The sequence below is a fragment of the Mesotoga infera genome (assembly GCA_011045915.1).
GTDB classification, from domain to species: Bacteria; Thermotogota; Thermotogae; order Petrotogales; family Kosmotogaceae; genus Mesotoga; species Mesotoga infera_D.
The window spans coordinates 1-13,682 of the sequence record DSBT01000013.1 but is presented as its reverse complement, the minus strand read 5'-3'; the positions used below and the strand labels follow the sequence as shown (position 1 = coordinate 13,682).

General features: G+C 46.2%; 15 protein-coding genes. All 15 read left to right on the top strand.

What is annotated here, in order from left to right; translation table 11 throughout:
* Nucleotides 1-263, top strand: a 263-nt coding sequence (locus tag ENN47_00375; protein HDP76646.1) for a hypothetical protein, incomplete at its 5' end; no start/stop codon positions are given.
* Nucleotides 264-268: 5 nt separating this feature from the next.
* Entirely contained in the window at nucleotides 269-691 is a 423-nt protein-coding gene (locus ENN47_00370) for a flavodoxin/nitric oxide synthase (protein ID HDP76645.1), read from the top strand.
* Nucleotides 692-1,051: 360 nt separating this feature from the next.
* Nucleotides 1,052-1,870: a formylglycine-generating enzyme family protein gene (locus tag ENN47_00365; protein HDP76644.1), complete on the top strand. Its 819-nt coding sequence runs from the start codon at nucleotides 1,052-1,054 to the stop codon at nucleotides 1,868-1,870.
* Between the two features lie 268 nt (nucleotides 1,871-2,138).
* On the top strand, nucleotides 2,139-2,876 hold the full coding sequence (locus ENN47_00360; protein HDP76643.1) for a fructose-bisphosphate aldolase: 738 nt from the start codon (nucleotides 2,139-2,141) through the stop codon (nucleotides 2,874-2,876).
* A gap of 20 nt (nucleotides 2,877-2,896) precedes the next feature.
* Nucleotides 2,897-4,501, top strand: a complete 1,605-nt coding sequence (locus tag ENN47_00355) for a hypothetical protein (GenBank protein ID HDP76642.1) — start codon at nucleotides 2,897-2,899, stop codon at nucleotides 4,499-4,501.
* 15 nt (nucleotides 4,502-4,516) lie between these two features.
* Complete coding sequence (locus ENN47_00350) at nucleotides 4,517-5,014, top strand: hypothetical protein (protein ID HDP76641.1); 498 nt, start codon at nucleotides 4,517-4,519, stop codon at nucleotides 5,012-5,014.
* Between the two features lie 54 nt (nucleotides 5,015-5,068).
* Nucleotides 5,069-6,079, top strand: a complete 1,011-nt coding sequence (locus ENN47_00345) for a hypothetical protein (protein HDP76640.1) — start codon at nucleotides 5,069-5,071, stop codon at nucleotides 6,077-6,079.
* 11 nt (nucleotides 6,080-6,090) lie between these two features.
* On the top strand, nucleotides 6,091-7,344 hold the full coding sequence (locus ENN47_00340) for a sugar ABC transporter substrate-binding protein (GenBank protein ID HDP76639.1): 1,254 nt from the start codon (nucleotides 6,091-6,093) through the stop codon (nucleotides 7,342-7,344).
* A gap of 237 nt (nucleotides 7,345-7,581) precedes the next feature.
* Entirely contained in the window at nucleotides 7,582-8,400 is an 819-nt protein-coding gene (locus ENN47_00335) for a sugar ABC transporter permease (GenBank protein ID HDP76638.1), read from the top strand.
* Entirely contained in the window at nucleotides 8,390-9,217 is an 828-nt protein-coding gene (locus tag ENN47_00330) for a carbohydrate ABC transporter permease (GenBank protein HDP76637.1), read from the top strand. The genes ENN47_00335 and ENN47_00330 overlap by 11 nt, the downstream gene beginning before the upstream one ends.
* Complete coding sequence (locus ENN47_00325) at nucleotides 9,106-10,047, top strand: carbohydrate kinase family protein (protein HDP76636.1); 942 nt, start codon at nucleotides 9,106-9,108, stop codon at nucleotides 10,045-10,047. The genes ENN47_00330 and ENN47_00325 overlap by 112 nt, the downstream gene beginning before the upstream one ends.
* On the top strand, nucleotides 10,044-10,991 hold the full coding sequence (locus ENN47_00320) for a sugar-binding transcriptional regulator (protein ID HDP76635.1): 948 nt from the start codon (nucleotides 10,044-10,046) through the stop codon (nucleotides 10,989-10,991). Before ENN47_00325 ends, ENN47_00320 begins: the two co-directional genes overlap by 4 nt.
* Nucleotide 10,992: 1 nt before the next feature.
* Nucleotides 10,993-11,964, top strand: a complete 972-nt coding sequence (locus ENN47_00315) for a hypothetical protein (protein HDP76634.1) — start codon at nucleotides 10,993-10,995, stop codon at nucleotides 11,962-11,964.
* On the top strand, nucleotides 11,961-12,941 hold the full coding sequence (locus ENN47_00310; GenBank protein HDP76633.1) for a hypothetical protein: 981 nt from the start codon (nucleotides 11,961-11,963) through the stop codon (nucleotides 12,939-12,941). The genes ENN47_00315 and ENN47_00310 overlap by 4 nt, the downstream gene beginning before the upstream one ends.
* Nucleotides 12,934-13,682: MFS transporter (locus ENN47_00305; GenBank protein ID HDP76632.1), on the top strand; the 749-nt coding region annotated here is incomplete at its 3' end. The genes ENN47_00310 and ENN47_00305, both read left to right, overlap by 8 nt.

Below are 13,682 nucleotides of genomic sequence, written 5' to 3'. Positions count from 1 at the left end.
TAAGTCACGGAGGCTTTCTGTCAATGACACTTCCCTTCGTCTGCAACGGGATCGACCCCAGGAGTTTTTTCTCGAGATCAGGCATTTCGATAACAAACTGTGCAATTACAACTGTGAAAGCTCAAATAGATAACGGCTCACTTTCCCTCGAACTAGACGATTGGGCCAATACGTCGCACATGCATCTGGATTTTGAGAGAGAACCAATTGAAAATATATGGAATGCTGAAAGTAGAGAGAACGTTAACCAGAAAGAGAGGTGATAGTTGTGAGAATCGGAATAATCGCCTATTCGAAGACCGGAAATACACTGTACGTTGCCGAGAAACTGAGAGATAAGCTGATCTCTGCAGGGAAAGAAGCATCTGTGATAAGGCTGAGATCTGAGACTCCCGATCTCGAAAGATATGAGGGGCTTGTCTTTTGCTCTCCAGTGAATGGTGGAGCACCCGCAGATACTATGAAGAGCTATCTTGCCAAAGTGAAGTCACTCGAAGGAAAGAAGGTTGCCCTTATGGCAACGGGTCTCTTCCCGGCAGCTTTGGGAAGGAGACAGACGCTTGCATACATGAAGAAAATCTGTAAAGAGAAAGGGGCAGAGATCTGCGGAGAGGCCAGTGTTGGATGGTGGAGCTTTGGTCGAGGGAGAAAGATAGAGAGGTTGGTAGCTGATCTCGCTTCTTGTTTCTAATGACGAATGATCACTATCCGTGTGTGCATATCAAAATCACAACTGCCGGCCAAATTTGACTTCATACGATTTACTAATCAGTTCAAGCAGATTTCTCACAGAACCTCATTTTGAAGATATTCCTTTTACAGAGGCAGAAGTTATTGGTTTTGAGAAAACTAGAGTCTCCCTCTAAACCGAGACAACGCCTGCCGAAAACGCATAAATTCCCATGTATGGTACCCGACAGTGCTAACAGTTCGGGCCTTTCAAAAAGCTCTCCGCGTCTTCTCGACTGATATACTTGTTGTGAAAGTGAAATCATCGCTGGTCTCGACAGTGATTTGTTTTTGGAGACTATCATCAATGGAGGACCTCTCTATGCGCAGATTGCTTTCACTGATTGCCATATTTCTTCTAGTTTCTTCGCTCTTTGCCTCAGCTCCGGAACAGATTCTTGTCAACGGCGGAAGCTTTCTCATGGGAACCACCTGGAGAGAGGAAGGCGTGGATATTGAACCTGTAAGACAGATCAATCTGAATTACGATTACTACATCGGAAAGTTCGAAGTAACCTTCGACCAGTACGATTTTTTCAGCGCAGAGACTGGAAGGAAACTTCAAGAAGATGCGGGTTGGGGAAGAGGGTCTAGACCTGTAATCAATGTGAGCTGGTGGGACGCAATTGATTACTGCAACTGGCTTAGCCTTAAGGAAGGGTTGCCCCTTGCCTACGACTTTGAGGGCAATCTGCTTGACGGAACGGGCAACAAGACCTCAGATCCCTCAGAAGTTGAGGGTTACAGGCTTCCAACGGATGCAGAATGGGAATTTGCAGCAAGAGGCGGAAGCTTGAGCAAAGGCTATACTAGATCGGGAGGAAACTCGGTTGACTCAGTAGCTTGGTATAAGTCGAACTCCGGGAATATGACCCATCCTGTGGGGACGAAAGCGCCGAACGAACTGGGAATATACGATATGTCTGGAAACGTCTGGGAATGGGTAAGCGACTATCACATCAACTACTCCGTCTCGGAAGAGATAAATCCCTATACAGACACCTTTTCAGCATACAGAGTGAAGCGAGGAGGAAGCTGGATAGACTGTCCCGTTGGTGTAAGCATCGATGTGAGATCGAAAGGTCTGCCGGATCACACCATTACAAATCTCGGCTTCAGAATCTGTAGAACAAAGCCATAAAGGCTTTTTGCAATGACCTTCATGCCTTTTTGTAACCGCCTCTGAAAGCATCAGTTTTGCAGTTCGCCGAGGATGTTTTCGACGTATCAACTGAAAAGAACGGAAATTGAACGGGAGCATCTCTACACCAGGTCCAAATGAAGAAAGAAATATTCGCTCATCACTCCTCCCTGATAGCACCTCATGGTCTTTGCTTGGTTTTGTTTTTCGGAAAGAATGTACTATAATCTAGGCACATATGTTCTGAACAAATGATAGGAGAGATATCATGACGGGAAAATTGATTAGAATGAACCGGATAATTAAAGAAGACGGAAAGACGGTAATCGTAGCGATGGATCACGGACAGTTTCAGGGTCCAATAGAAGGCATCAGGGATATCAGAAAGACTCTGAGCAATATTATTGTCGGCCAGCCCGATGCACTGATCCTTAATCCGGGCGTTATCGAAAAGAACGGAGATCTGCTTGGAGGAAAGGTTTCGATTCTATGCAGAATAACGGGCGCATCTACTAACTACTCCACGATGTTTGACTACCACAGAATTACTACTTCCGTCGAACATGCACTATCAATAGGAGCAGACGGAGTCGTTGTGATGGGATTCATAGGAGGCGACGGCGAAAATGCATCGCTGGAGATTATTGGCAGGGTGGCTGAGCAATGCAGCAGACTGGGAATGCCGCTTATTGCTGAAATGCTTCCGCAGGCCATGGATCACTTCACTGACCCCGAATATATTTCACTCGGAGCCAGGGTCGCCTATGAACTCGGCGCCGATTTGATAAAGGTTTATTACACGGGCTTTGAGTCTTTTTCTAAGGTCCTGGAATCAGTTCCGGTGCCGGTCGTGATTGCCGGCGGACCAAAGGGAAAGGATGCCTTTGAAATGGCAAAGGAGGCTCTTGAGCTTGGCGCGATGGGAGTAGCTTACGGAAGAAATGTTTTCCAGGCCGACGACCAGACCGGATACGTAAGAAAGCTGCTGAAAACGGTCCACGGCTAGTCCGATATGAGGTGGCGTCTATGAAAAAGACACTCTTGTTGGTTTTCGTATTGCTTGTTATTAGCTTGGTTATCGGGATTGAAGGGCATGTCTTTGTCGACCTTAATTCAAACGGAGTACTCGACTCAGGGGATCAGGTTGTTCAGGGTTGTCTTGTTTCGAACGGAATCGAGATAGTATCTTCAGACAGTGACGGGGTCTACGACATCTCTGATTCGAACGGCTTTGTATTCCTGATCAAACCAGATGGTTATTTATGCAGCGAGTGGTATGCTAGAGGAGTCGAAAATCACGACTTCTTACTTATACCGGTTGTGGAGAACGGCGTCTTCGCCGTTGTCAACGACATTCACTATGCCGATGATCCTGATCTCTTCTATGAGTCCCTGGGCGACAGAGAGATGATCGACAACCCAGATGAATACATGGCCAAACTTGTTTCGATTCTTGAGACAATTAGTCCCGATTTCATCGTTTGCAACGGCGACATGGGAGCAAGCATAAAGGACATCGACGATGAGACTGCAACAAGATGGGCTACTAAAGTGAAAGACTATCTCACGGTCGGAGACATCCCAGTTTACTACTCAGTCGGAAATCATGAGACAAACAAGAAGAAGGAAGATCCGTACGACATTTTTCACAACGTATACGGACCCGAGTATTACTCTTTCAACAGCTTTGAAACACACTGTATAGTTCTTAACACTCACAACATAGTCGAAGGCGGATTCGTTTATGAAGTCGATTCTGCTCAACTTGAATGGTTGAAAAGGGACATTGAGCTAGTTCCCAATAATACTAGAATATTGATCTTTTCTCATGAACCGGTGTTCAGTCTAGCCAAGACCGATAACTACTACGAACTGATGCAGATTTTTGCCGATGAATGTTCATATCACATCACCGGTCACAAGCACACAATGATTGAGTTCTTCGACGCTCCATTTGTCGAGCTAACCTGCGGCGCTGTATCGGGAGCGTGGTGGGAAGGCCCTTCCCCAACGGGTGACGAATATGGATTCACGCTTTTCGAAATGAAGAGAAGCGATTTGAATTACTGCTTCGTAACTCTTACAGACAACTATTCCGGGTGGTTCGACATGAGCAGAGAGGCTCCCTATTCCGGAGTGGAGTATATCCGATTCTGCACATTTCCTTCAGTATCGGAAGATATTGAAGTACTTCTCAATGATCGTGTCGTCGAATGCGATGTTTTGAAGAGAGAGATGAGATTCTGGAGTGAGTACTACTTCAACATCAATCTTTCTTCCTGTGACGATGGCCTGAATGAGATAGTTGTTCGTTCTGGAGATAGAGAATTCAAAAAGAAGCTCTTCGTTAGAAGCGCTCCGGTAGATATCAAGTCTATGAAAACCAGTCCAGAATACTTCGAAGGAGCTCTCGTGCTCGTCTCGAATTGCTCCAATACCGGTCAGTGGGGTACAACCTACACATTCAACGATGGTAGCGACACTTTCATGGTCCAAATAACCAATCTGGACATTCCATTTGCCATTTCCAAAGATGAGAAGTACTCTCTTTTCGGGATATTCAGAAACAGTGAGAGAGTAGTCGATCCACTGAAGCTGTTGGTGGCCGAGGGAATTGTTCAGGAAGAATAAGGAGGGGAAATAAGTATGAAGAAAACCTTACTGGTTGTTCTTGCGGCAATGCTTCTCATTTCGACCGCGGCGATCGCAAATCCCGTTCTCAAGATGAGTGGCGTGATCGCACTGAGAAATGAGGAAGGCGTCTGGCAACTCACACTTGACGAGTTCAAAGAACTGCCCCAAACCGAGTTCTTTGTCACCGATCCATGGATGGGTGACAAAACATATGTTGGAGTGACTCTCGCCGATCTGCTTAAGTTCGTAGGGGTTCCTTCGGGCGCGAAAAACGTCGTGATGGTCTGCTCCGACGAAAAGGAATTTGCAGTAGCTTACGAAGATGCTTTGAAGTATCCGATAATGCTGACTCACTCAACCAGATCGGGCGAAAGTTTGAGGGCTCTTCCTGCGAGCCAGGGCGGCCCCATAAAGCTTGCATATCCGATCAACGACTTCCCTGAAATCACCGACAAGTATCCATCAGATAACTGGGCATGGTACGTTATCGAAGTCAGGGTTGAGATGTGATTTTCTTAATGGGGGAGGCAACTCCCCCATTATCTGTGAGAAGAGGTGGCTGGTTTGAAAGTGGCAATTTACAAGGGCATCGGAAAGATCGAAATCGAAGATATAGATACTCCCGCGATTCAGGCAAACGAGGGCCTTGTCAAGATAGGGATGGTCGGTGTCTGCGGCACCGATATCAAGACATTCAACAAAGGGCACCACATGTTCAAACCGCCTTGCATTCTAGGGCATGAATTCACGGGAAGGGTTGTTGAAAAAGGCGCATCGGTAGATCGCGATTTCGGTGATTCCAGATATGTTATTGCCCCCTACATAGAGTGCGGTAAATGTGAGATGTGTCAAAAGGGAGTTCCCGAACTCTGTTCAAAGAAATTCTGGGTCGAAGGGGCCTTTACAGAGTATGTGAAAGTGCCGTCGGAGATCCTGGAAAGGGCAACTCTGAAGATACCCGATAATGTTCCTGAAAGTACCGCGACCCTTACAGAACCGCTTGCCTGTGCCATTCATGGCATTGACAAGGCAAGAATAAAACCTGAAGACAGGGTCCTGGTCGTTGGAAGCGGGCCCATGGGGTTGCTTCTTGGAAATGCTCTGAAGAACATGAGATGCGAGACATACATTTCTGATATAGATGAGAACAGACTATCTATGGCTGAAAATTGCGGCCTCAAAACGATAGACTTCAGTGAGTCTGGTTTTGAAAGCTTCAAGAACAGTGGTTCTCGCTTCGATTCAATTATCCTTGCAAATGATAAAAAGGAACTTGTCAATCAGCTTCTGCCTTTCGTCCATCCGGGCGGAACATTTGAACTGTTTGGCGGAATGTCAAGAGACACGGTCCTGGAGATAGATCCTTACTTCATTCACTATAAAGAGGTAGACCTCGTCGGCACTTTTGGTTTCTCCGAGAAGGATTTCAAGAAGGCCTTCGGCTTCATCACGAGTGATCCAAATTCTTTCTCTAAACTGATTTCCAAAGTATGGGACCTCGAGAACATTGTCGAAGCTTTCGAAGATGCTACAGACAAGACAAAAGCCAAGATTGTCGTTAAGGTCTCAAACTAGGAGGGATTTGAATGAAGAAGATATCAGTCGTTTCATTACTTCTAATAATCACCGCGGCGGTCTTCGCCGTTACCCTGGACTTTTACTGTCTAGCCTGGCAACCAGCAGCGGTCGACAAAATATACGATCTTGTCGATATCTGGAACATGGAGAATCCAGACATTCAGGTCAATATCATTTGGGGTACATGGGAGTCTTCAGACCAGTACCTGCTGACTAGTTTTCAAGGCGGAAATGCGCCTGATGTCTTTCATACTGATGCAGAGAAGTTCCGAGAATATGGAATGATGGGATACGCTGCACCGCTCAACAGTTACATCACAGACGACATGATTGCAGACATTCCCGCCCACATATTCGAAGATTGCTACGATTTCACTGGCAATCTATATGGTATTCCGTGGTGTCAGGAAACGCAGGTAATCTTCTACAACAAAGACATATTCGTTGAAAGCGGAATAAGATTGCCTCTCGACAGAATGATTTCGTGGGAACAGCTTCTCGATATTGCTCAAAGCGTTACAAAGAAAGATGAAAACGGGAATGTAATAACCTGGGGAATCCTCGCTCCACTAATGGAGAGGTTTCACTGGACGTTGATCGCTCAGAAAGACGGAACGATACTTACGAAGGACAGCAATCATAAATGGAAGGTCGAGATCAATAAGGGGGCAGAAGAAGCAATTGAATTCTACCTTTCACTAATAACGGAACACAGGGTGATGCCGAGAGATGTTATAAGCATTGACTACACCTCTTTAATGCAGGGATTCATAAACGGAAAGTACGCAATGGTTACCTTCGGCTGCTGGAACAGACGGTTCTTGCTTCAGAACAAGAACTTCAACTGGGGTATGCTTCTCGTCAAGAACGGTGACAACAAAATCAATGCGTCAGACCCCCAGGCTTTCGGAATCTCGAAGCTGTCCAAGCACAAGGATGAGGCCTTTGCCTTCATAGAATTCATGACAAATACTGAAAACTCAGCCGAGATAAGCTACAGCGACTATCTCTTCCCTGTCAGAGAGTCATCTCTCGAGGATCCGAGATTCAGCTCTCCAGAAAATGAATGGGACATCGCAAAAGCCTGGCTCCAATACTCGGACAACGTGAAGCCGGGGATGCCCGGATTCTACTCCTTCGAGTGGAAGCTGTTTGTTCCGAATCTCGAAAAAGTCATCCTCGGAAGCGTGCGCCTCGATGCCGCCCTTAAGGATACTGTCACTGAAGGAAACAAGATGCTGAAGAAACTCGGGCTTCAATAATCAGTTGTAGCTTGAGGAGAGTGAAAGGACTCTGCAGAGGTTATGTATACTGTTTGATCTAAGCTCTCTTGAGAGACTCCTTTCATTGTTTCCTCATTTAGAGCTTGTATTTGCCATTACTAGGTGATACTGGGAATCTGTGAAAAACATGCTACCGATTCACTCGGTAACTGTCGGGAGTGATGATAAATCAGAAAGAGCGAAACGGCCAAGGCGCTGCCGTATATTCTGCCTGTATTGATCGTAGTAGCGCTCATAAGCGTATATCCATTTGTTAATGGGATATACAACAGTTTCTTCTCCGATGCTGTCTTCGGAGGTGGAAAGTACTTTTCAGGCCTTGAGAATTTTAGGGACCTGATGTCTGACAGCCTCTTCTGGACCGGACTGAAGAACAACTTCATATGGTCGGCCGCATGTGTGGGATTTGAGCTTGCAATAGGTATGCTGATAGCGCTGTTACTCAATCTTCCATACATAAAGCTGAGAGGTCTATACAGAGCACTCATCCTTCTTCCCTGGGCAACAACTCCCGTTGTCGCGGCGCTGATCTGGAGATACATCTTCGGAGTTATGGGACCGCTGAATTCCTTTCTGAATGCTTTAGGATTTGCAAATCCTCCCAACTGGTTGGTAACGCCCGGCTATTCTCTCTTCGCCTGTATAGTCGCAAACATCTGGATAGGCCTCCCATTCGTTATTGTGACTCTTCTGGCGGGACTGCAGTCTCTTCCGTCTGATGTTTATGAGGCTGCCGAGATAGACGGTGCCGGAGTATTGAAGAGGTTCTTTCATCTCACTCTGCCTCTAATGAAGAGTTTGATCCTTATTCTTGTTACTTTGAACACTATTTGGACTTTCAACATGTTCGATATCGTCTACTCAATGACAAACGGTGGACCTGGAAACTCTTCAATGTTGCTGTCGCTGTACTCCTATCAGAACGCTTTCGCCTACTTCCAGCAGGGTTATGCTTCTGCAATCGGCGTAATCTGTCTGCTCATTCTCCTTCTGCCAGTGACCTTTTACATTAGGGAGGTAAGAAATGAGGCCTAAGAGAAGCGTAGTAATAACAATGAACATCGTTGCCTTTGTCGTGGTTCTCCTGATCCTCTCTCCTCTCTTGATGCTAGTACTAAACTCTTTCAGAGAGACTACGGATATTTATCAGAATCCCCTAAAGCTTCCTGAGAAGTTATATACCGAAAATTACTCAAAGATTTTCCAGGACACCAGTTTTGGCAGGAACTTTGCTAACAGCATGACGGTTACCCTCGTCACCGTTCTGCTTTGCATAGTCATAACAACGCTTGCAGGTTACGCCATGTCTAGATTCAAGTTCAAGGGCAAGAATCCCTTAATACTCTGGTTGCTTGCTTCTCAGGCTTTTCCGGGAATTCTCATGATTATTGGCCTCTTTTCTCTTCTGAACCGGTACTCTCTTCAGAACAATCCCTTAGGTTTGATTATTCTATATACTACCTTCACTATCCCGTTCTGCAGCTGGCTGCTAAAGGGGTACTTCGATGAAATTCCCCAGGCGCTTGAGGAAGCGGCAATGATAGACGGCTGCACTCGCTTTCAAGCAATGAGAAAGATAATCGTGCCAATGGCCGTTCCGGGGATTGTTGCCGTCGGAACGTTTGCCTTTCTTCTCTCGTGGAATGAGTTCTTCTTCGCGCTTGTAATCATGAGAGAAAATGCGAATTACACCCTTCCTGTATTTCTCTCAAGGTTTGTTGGAACTGGAGGCGCCGTTGAATGGGGTGCGCTTTCGGCTGGAGCTCTCATTACCGCTCTTCCTCCCATCCTCCTGTTTCTTCTCTCGCAGAAGTATCTAATCAGAGGCTTAACGAGAGGTGCTGTCAAATGAGAACTGCGGTTATTGGTGCTGCCTCGATCGACAGGTACTTGATTCTCGATTCATATCCTGAAAGAGATTCCATGGTATTTGCAAAAGACACACACAATTTCATCGGGGGATCGGGAGCAAATATTGCGCTGAATCTCTCCAGGCATGTTGAAACGGACTTTTACTTCGGTACGGGAAATGATTTAACTTCGGAGTGGATTCTCAAGAGGCTTTCTTCTTCGGAACTTAACCTAAGCTACAAAATCGAGAATGGACCTGGCGCTGAGACTATAGTAATGTTAGATTCACATGGAGAGAGAAGAATCATATCCCTTGGAGGCCACGCTCTCTTTGAGGGCGTAATCGATGAAAAGAGATACGATGCGATTTGCGTAGCTGACAGTTTCAAGGAAGTAGCTGTCGATGCTTTCCGAAAGGCCACTGAATCTCTGAAGGTCTATGTCCCTGGTGGCTGTGGTCTGTATTTCGGCGTAAATACAGTTATTGAGATATCCTGTCTGTCGGATTTCACTATACTCTCGGAGGGTGAAGCGCAGATCATTCAAGACAGGATAAATGAGATAACCTCAAACGTAATCATAACCAGAGGATCATCCGAGACGCTCTGGATAGATGGAAACAAGAGCCGTCGTTCATTTGAAGTGGAGAACACTGGAGTAAAAATCGTGGACACTACAGGTGCCGGCGACGCTTTTGCCGCAGGATTCATTGAGAAGTTCACGAAGACTGGCGATCCGGTCCAAAGCATCTACCATGCTCACAGGAAGGCTGCGGAAGTGATTTCGGTAATTGGGCCAAACCTCGTGGAAGGGAGGAAAGATTTAAGATGAGGGGGCTTATGGCCGATAGAGACACAATGATAAAGGTATGCAAACTCTATTATCTTGAAGACTTGACACAGAGTGAGATAGCAAAACTTGTCGGAATATCCAGGCCACAGGTCAGCAGGCTACTAACAAGAGCCAAAAGTGAGGGAGTCGTCAGGATAGAGATTGATTCTGGAGAAGTGGGGAATCTCGAAGAGATTTCAATAGAAATGAAAGAGAGATTCGGACTGAAGAACGTCATCGTTGCGGACGAAGCAGCGTATGGAGAAACCATCACTTCAATTGCGATGTCTGCAGCGAAGTTCCTCCCCGATTACGTGAAGAATGGACAGCTTGTGGGAATCTCCTGGGGTCGAACTCTATACGAAACAGTTGAAAGAGTCGTGTTCAACGGGGAGCTTCCGAACACAACATTCATACCCTTAATCGGCGGTGTCGGCCAGTTGCGTCACGAGTATCAAATGAATTCAATAGTCGAGAAGATCGCGAATTCCTTTCACAGTAACCGTTACTACCTTTTCGCTCCGGCCTTTATAGAAAACTCGAAGACTCTAAACATGATGCTTGAAGACAGTTCGATAAGATTCATGTCGGAGATGTGGAAGAGGCTGGATCTCGCCATTGTCGGGATAGGTGAACCCATATCTTTATCCAATGCGTTCAAGAACATCTACGATAAGGAGTTCCTTGCTAACTTTATGAAACACGAGGCGGTTGGTGATATAGCGGCGAGATTCTTCAACGCGGACGGAGCGCCTTGCGTTTCCGGGAATGAGAATATCCTCGGGATATCTCTTGATCAACTAAAGGAAGTACCCGAGGTAATCGGTATTGCAGGTGGCAAGGAGAAAGCTCAGGCGATTCATGCGTCGATAAAGGCCGGGTATATCAATTCAATCGTAACGGATAGGAGTACGGCTCTTCAAATACTCCGAATGAAGAGGTAATATGAGAATCGGATTAGTATTCAATCCAAACTCCGGTAAGCTAGAGAATGATCGAGGTCTCATGAAGGCTCTCGCCTCAAAGCTTCAGGGAACGCATCTCTACTGCACCGGATCAACTCATTTCCACCTGAAAGAGTATTTCGATCTAGAAGTAGTGGGGTCGGAGCTAATACTCAACGACTATAGGGACACCGTATACGCCGGCGAAGTACTTTCAGAGACAGATCTTGTGATCTCAATCGGGGGAGACGGAACTGCATCCGATATCGTTGCGGGTATGCGTATGATCGGCAGGCTTGCACCAGTTGCAGGTTTGGCTTTAGGAACTGCAAATTGCGGACCTTTCATAGTTCTAAGATCGGTCAGCGATATATTTGAATTCGACTTCCTGAATATAGAGCCAATATGGGTAACGGGACTCGATGTCTTCGAAGAGAAGTACGTGGGTTCGGCATTCAACGATATCGTCATTTCCGAGACACTGATTTCGACAGTTGGTTTAGAGACATGCACAATAGACGCCTCAGACTTCTTCTACAAAAACAAGAGAACGCCTCGAGAACCTAAATCAATTGCTTCAGCCGAAAGCAGATTGGAGATCAATGGTGAAGAGGTCTCGCCGCAGTTTCAACCCGCTCAAATAATTATCTCTCCGTTCTCTGAAGACATGAAATCTCTATATGCATACAGGGCAATTAATGGCCTCTTTTGCTGGCTGCCTTACTCCCTATGCAACTCGGCAATGATTGTTTCTTCCAGACCGATAATAACTATGTTGGAACCGGGTGAGACAATCTCTGCGGAGATCAAGCAGTTTATCCTTGCCAGCGCGGATACAGTGCGACTATCAGGTTTCAATGCTTTCTGCGTAATAGATGGCAATCCAAGGGTGGATCTTTCAGCATCCAAGGGAATCGAAGTGAAAACAAACGGAAGGGCAGGACTTGGCGTGAAAAGACGTGATGAAGAATGAACAGGATTTTCAGGGCACTTGAAGCATTTGCCGTTGGAGATGCGATGGGAATGGTAACGGAATTCATGACCCGCCGGCAAATCTCTACCAGATTCGACTTCGTAAGTGATTTGCTGGAACCAGAACACTCATATATCCACAAAAACCTGACAAGAGGTCAGATAACTGATGACACAGAGCAGGTGCTTTACTTGATAAAGCTCTACAATGAGAAAAGAAATTTCTCACAGGAGACGGTCAAGGAAGCTCTTTGCAGGTGGGAGGAAGAGTGCAACCCTGTCGCGAAAGGTTACATAGGACCGAGCACTAGGAGAGCTATCGAAGCCTTCAAGAGCAATCAGGACTTCGAGAGTCTTGGCACAACCAGCGGGGCCCCGATGAGAGTGCTGGCTCCAGTGCTGTGTAATCTAGACAGAGGCGAGAAACATCTTGTCGAAGTAATAAGAAACTGCACGGCACCTACTCATAATACTAATCTTGCTCTCGAAGCTTCACTGGCAGTCGGATTTGCCTATTACTACGCTGCGAGGAGGTTGAATGCCAACGGGATTATCGAAGCCGCGATAACAGGATCAAAAGTAAGCGAAGAGCTCTCCTGTGCAGAATTCGTAGGACCTTCGGCCGGCGAAAGGCTATCGGTGATCAGAGAACACATCGGTGGCGAATTGCCTGACCATTTTCTCGACAGAATCTACTATCTGTTTGGAACGACTATGGAGGCGGTAGACGTAGCTGTTGCAGCGATCGCCATCGGCCTTTTTTGCAGAGATGATGTCTGGCTGGCAATAAGAATGGGCGCTTCGATAGGCGGGGACACCGATACCATTGCAGCAATAGCTGGCGCACTGTCTTCTCTTCAGGGTGATGCAAACAACATCCCTCACTTCATAACCCAGAGAGTCCTGAAGGCAAATGAAGATCTTGATCTTGAGAAGCATGCGAGATACGTAAAGGAGACAAGTGATATAGATGATTAAACTATTGTCTGGAAGTGCCTCTGTGGGGATCATCTACGGAATCTTCAATTTCGTTCTAATACCGTATCTCAATGGCAAGTTTCACTCAACTGCTCTCGCTGGAAACCTGGTTTCAGCGGGCATGATTATAACGATCTTCACTGGAATGCTTATCGGCTATCTTGGTGACCGGAGCAAAAAGTTTCTTGCCTTCATTAAAGGTCTTTTCATCACCGCAATTGCAAGCATGTTCATACTCAGCACAGGCAATGAAATCTTGTTGGGTATTGCGGCCGTCGTTTTCACCATGTCTATATTCAGTCTTCTTACTCCATACTCTGCCCTTGTCAGCAACGTAAGTAAGCCCGGCAGAAAGGATAGAAACTATGGATTCATGATGGGTGTTATGAACATCGCCACCTTTCTCTCCTCTCTCTTTATAGGAGTCACCCTTTCAAGAAGCGGGGAGACAGCATTTGTGGTTTTTTCAATAGCCGCTGCAGTTCTCGTTGTTCCGCTTTTCTTCTATCGAGCCGAGTCCCACATAGTTGATTCTGCTGTGGGCATCAAAGAAGAAGATTTGAGGTTCAGAGTTGACAGGAAGATTGTATTTGTGATGATCTCACAGTTTGGCCTGTGGTTTTCAATGGGCGGGATACTTCCTTACTTGACCTCTTTCATCAGCAGCGATATTGGTGTGTCTCTCGGCACTGCATCATCGATAATGGGAATATCAACTCTTGTGAGTGGCGTGACTTCTCT

Coding starts and splice junctions, on each gene's coding strand:
- ENN47_00355 (HDP76642.1), top strand. CDS start 2,897: ATGAAAAAGACACTCTTGTTGGTTTTCGTATTGCTTGTTATTAGCTTG.
- ENN47_00325 (HDP76636.1), top strand. CDS start 9,106: ATGGGGTGCGCTTTCGGCTGGAGCTCTCATTACCGCTCTTCCTCCCAT.
- ENN47_00360 (HDP76643.1), top strand. CDS start 2,139: ATGACGGGAAAATTGATTAGAATGAACCGGATAATTAAAGAAGACGGA.
- ENN47_00340 (HDP76639.1), top strand. CDS start 6,091: ATGAAGAAGATATCAGTCGTTTCATTACTTCTAATAATCACCGCGGCG.
- ENN47_00365 (HDP76644.1), top strand. CDS start 1,052: ATGCGCAGATTGCTTTCACTGATTGCCATATTTCTTCTAGTTTCTTCG.
- ENN47_00330 (HDP76637.1), top strand. CDS start 8,390: ATGAGGCCTAAGAGAAGCGTAGTAATAACAATGAACATCGTTGCCTTT.
- ENN47_00315 (HDP76634.1), top strand. CDS start 10,993: ATGAGAATCGGATTAGTATTCAATCCAAACTCCGGTAAGCTAGAGAAT.
- ENN47_00310 (HDP76633.1), top strand. CDS start 11,961: ATGAACAGGATTTTCAGGGCACTTGAAGCATTTGCCGTTGGAGATGCG.
- ENN47_00320 (HDP76635.1), top strand. CDS start 10,044: ATGAGGGGGCTTATGGCCGATAGAGACACAATGATAAAGGTATGCAAA.
- ENN47_00350 (HDP76641.1), top strand. CDS start 4,517: ATGAAGAAAACCTTACTGGTTGTTCTTGCGGCAATGCTTCTCATTTCG.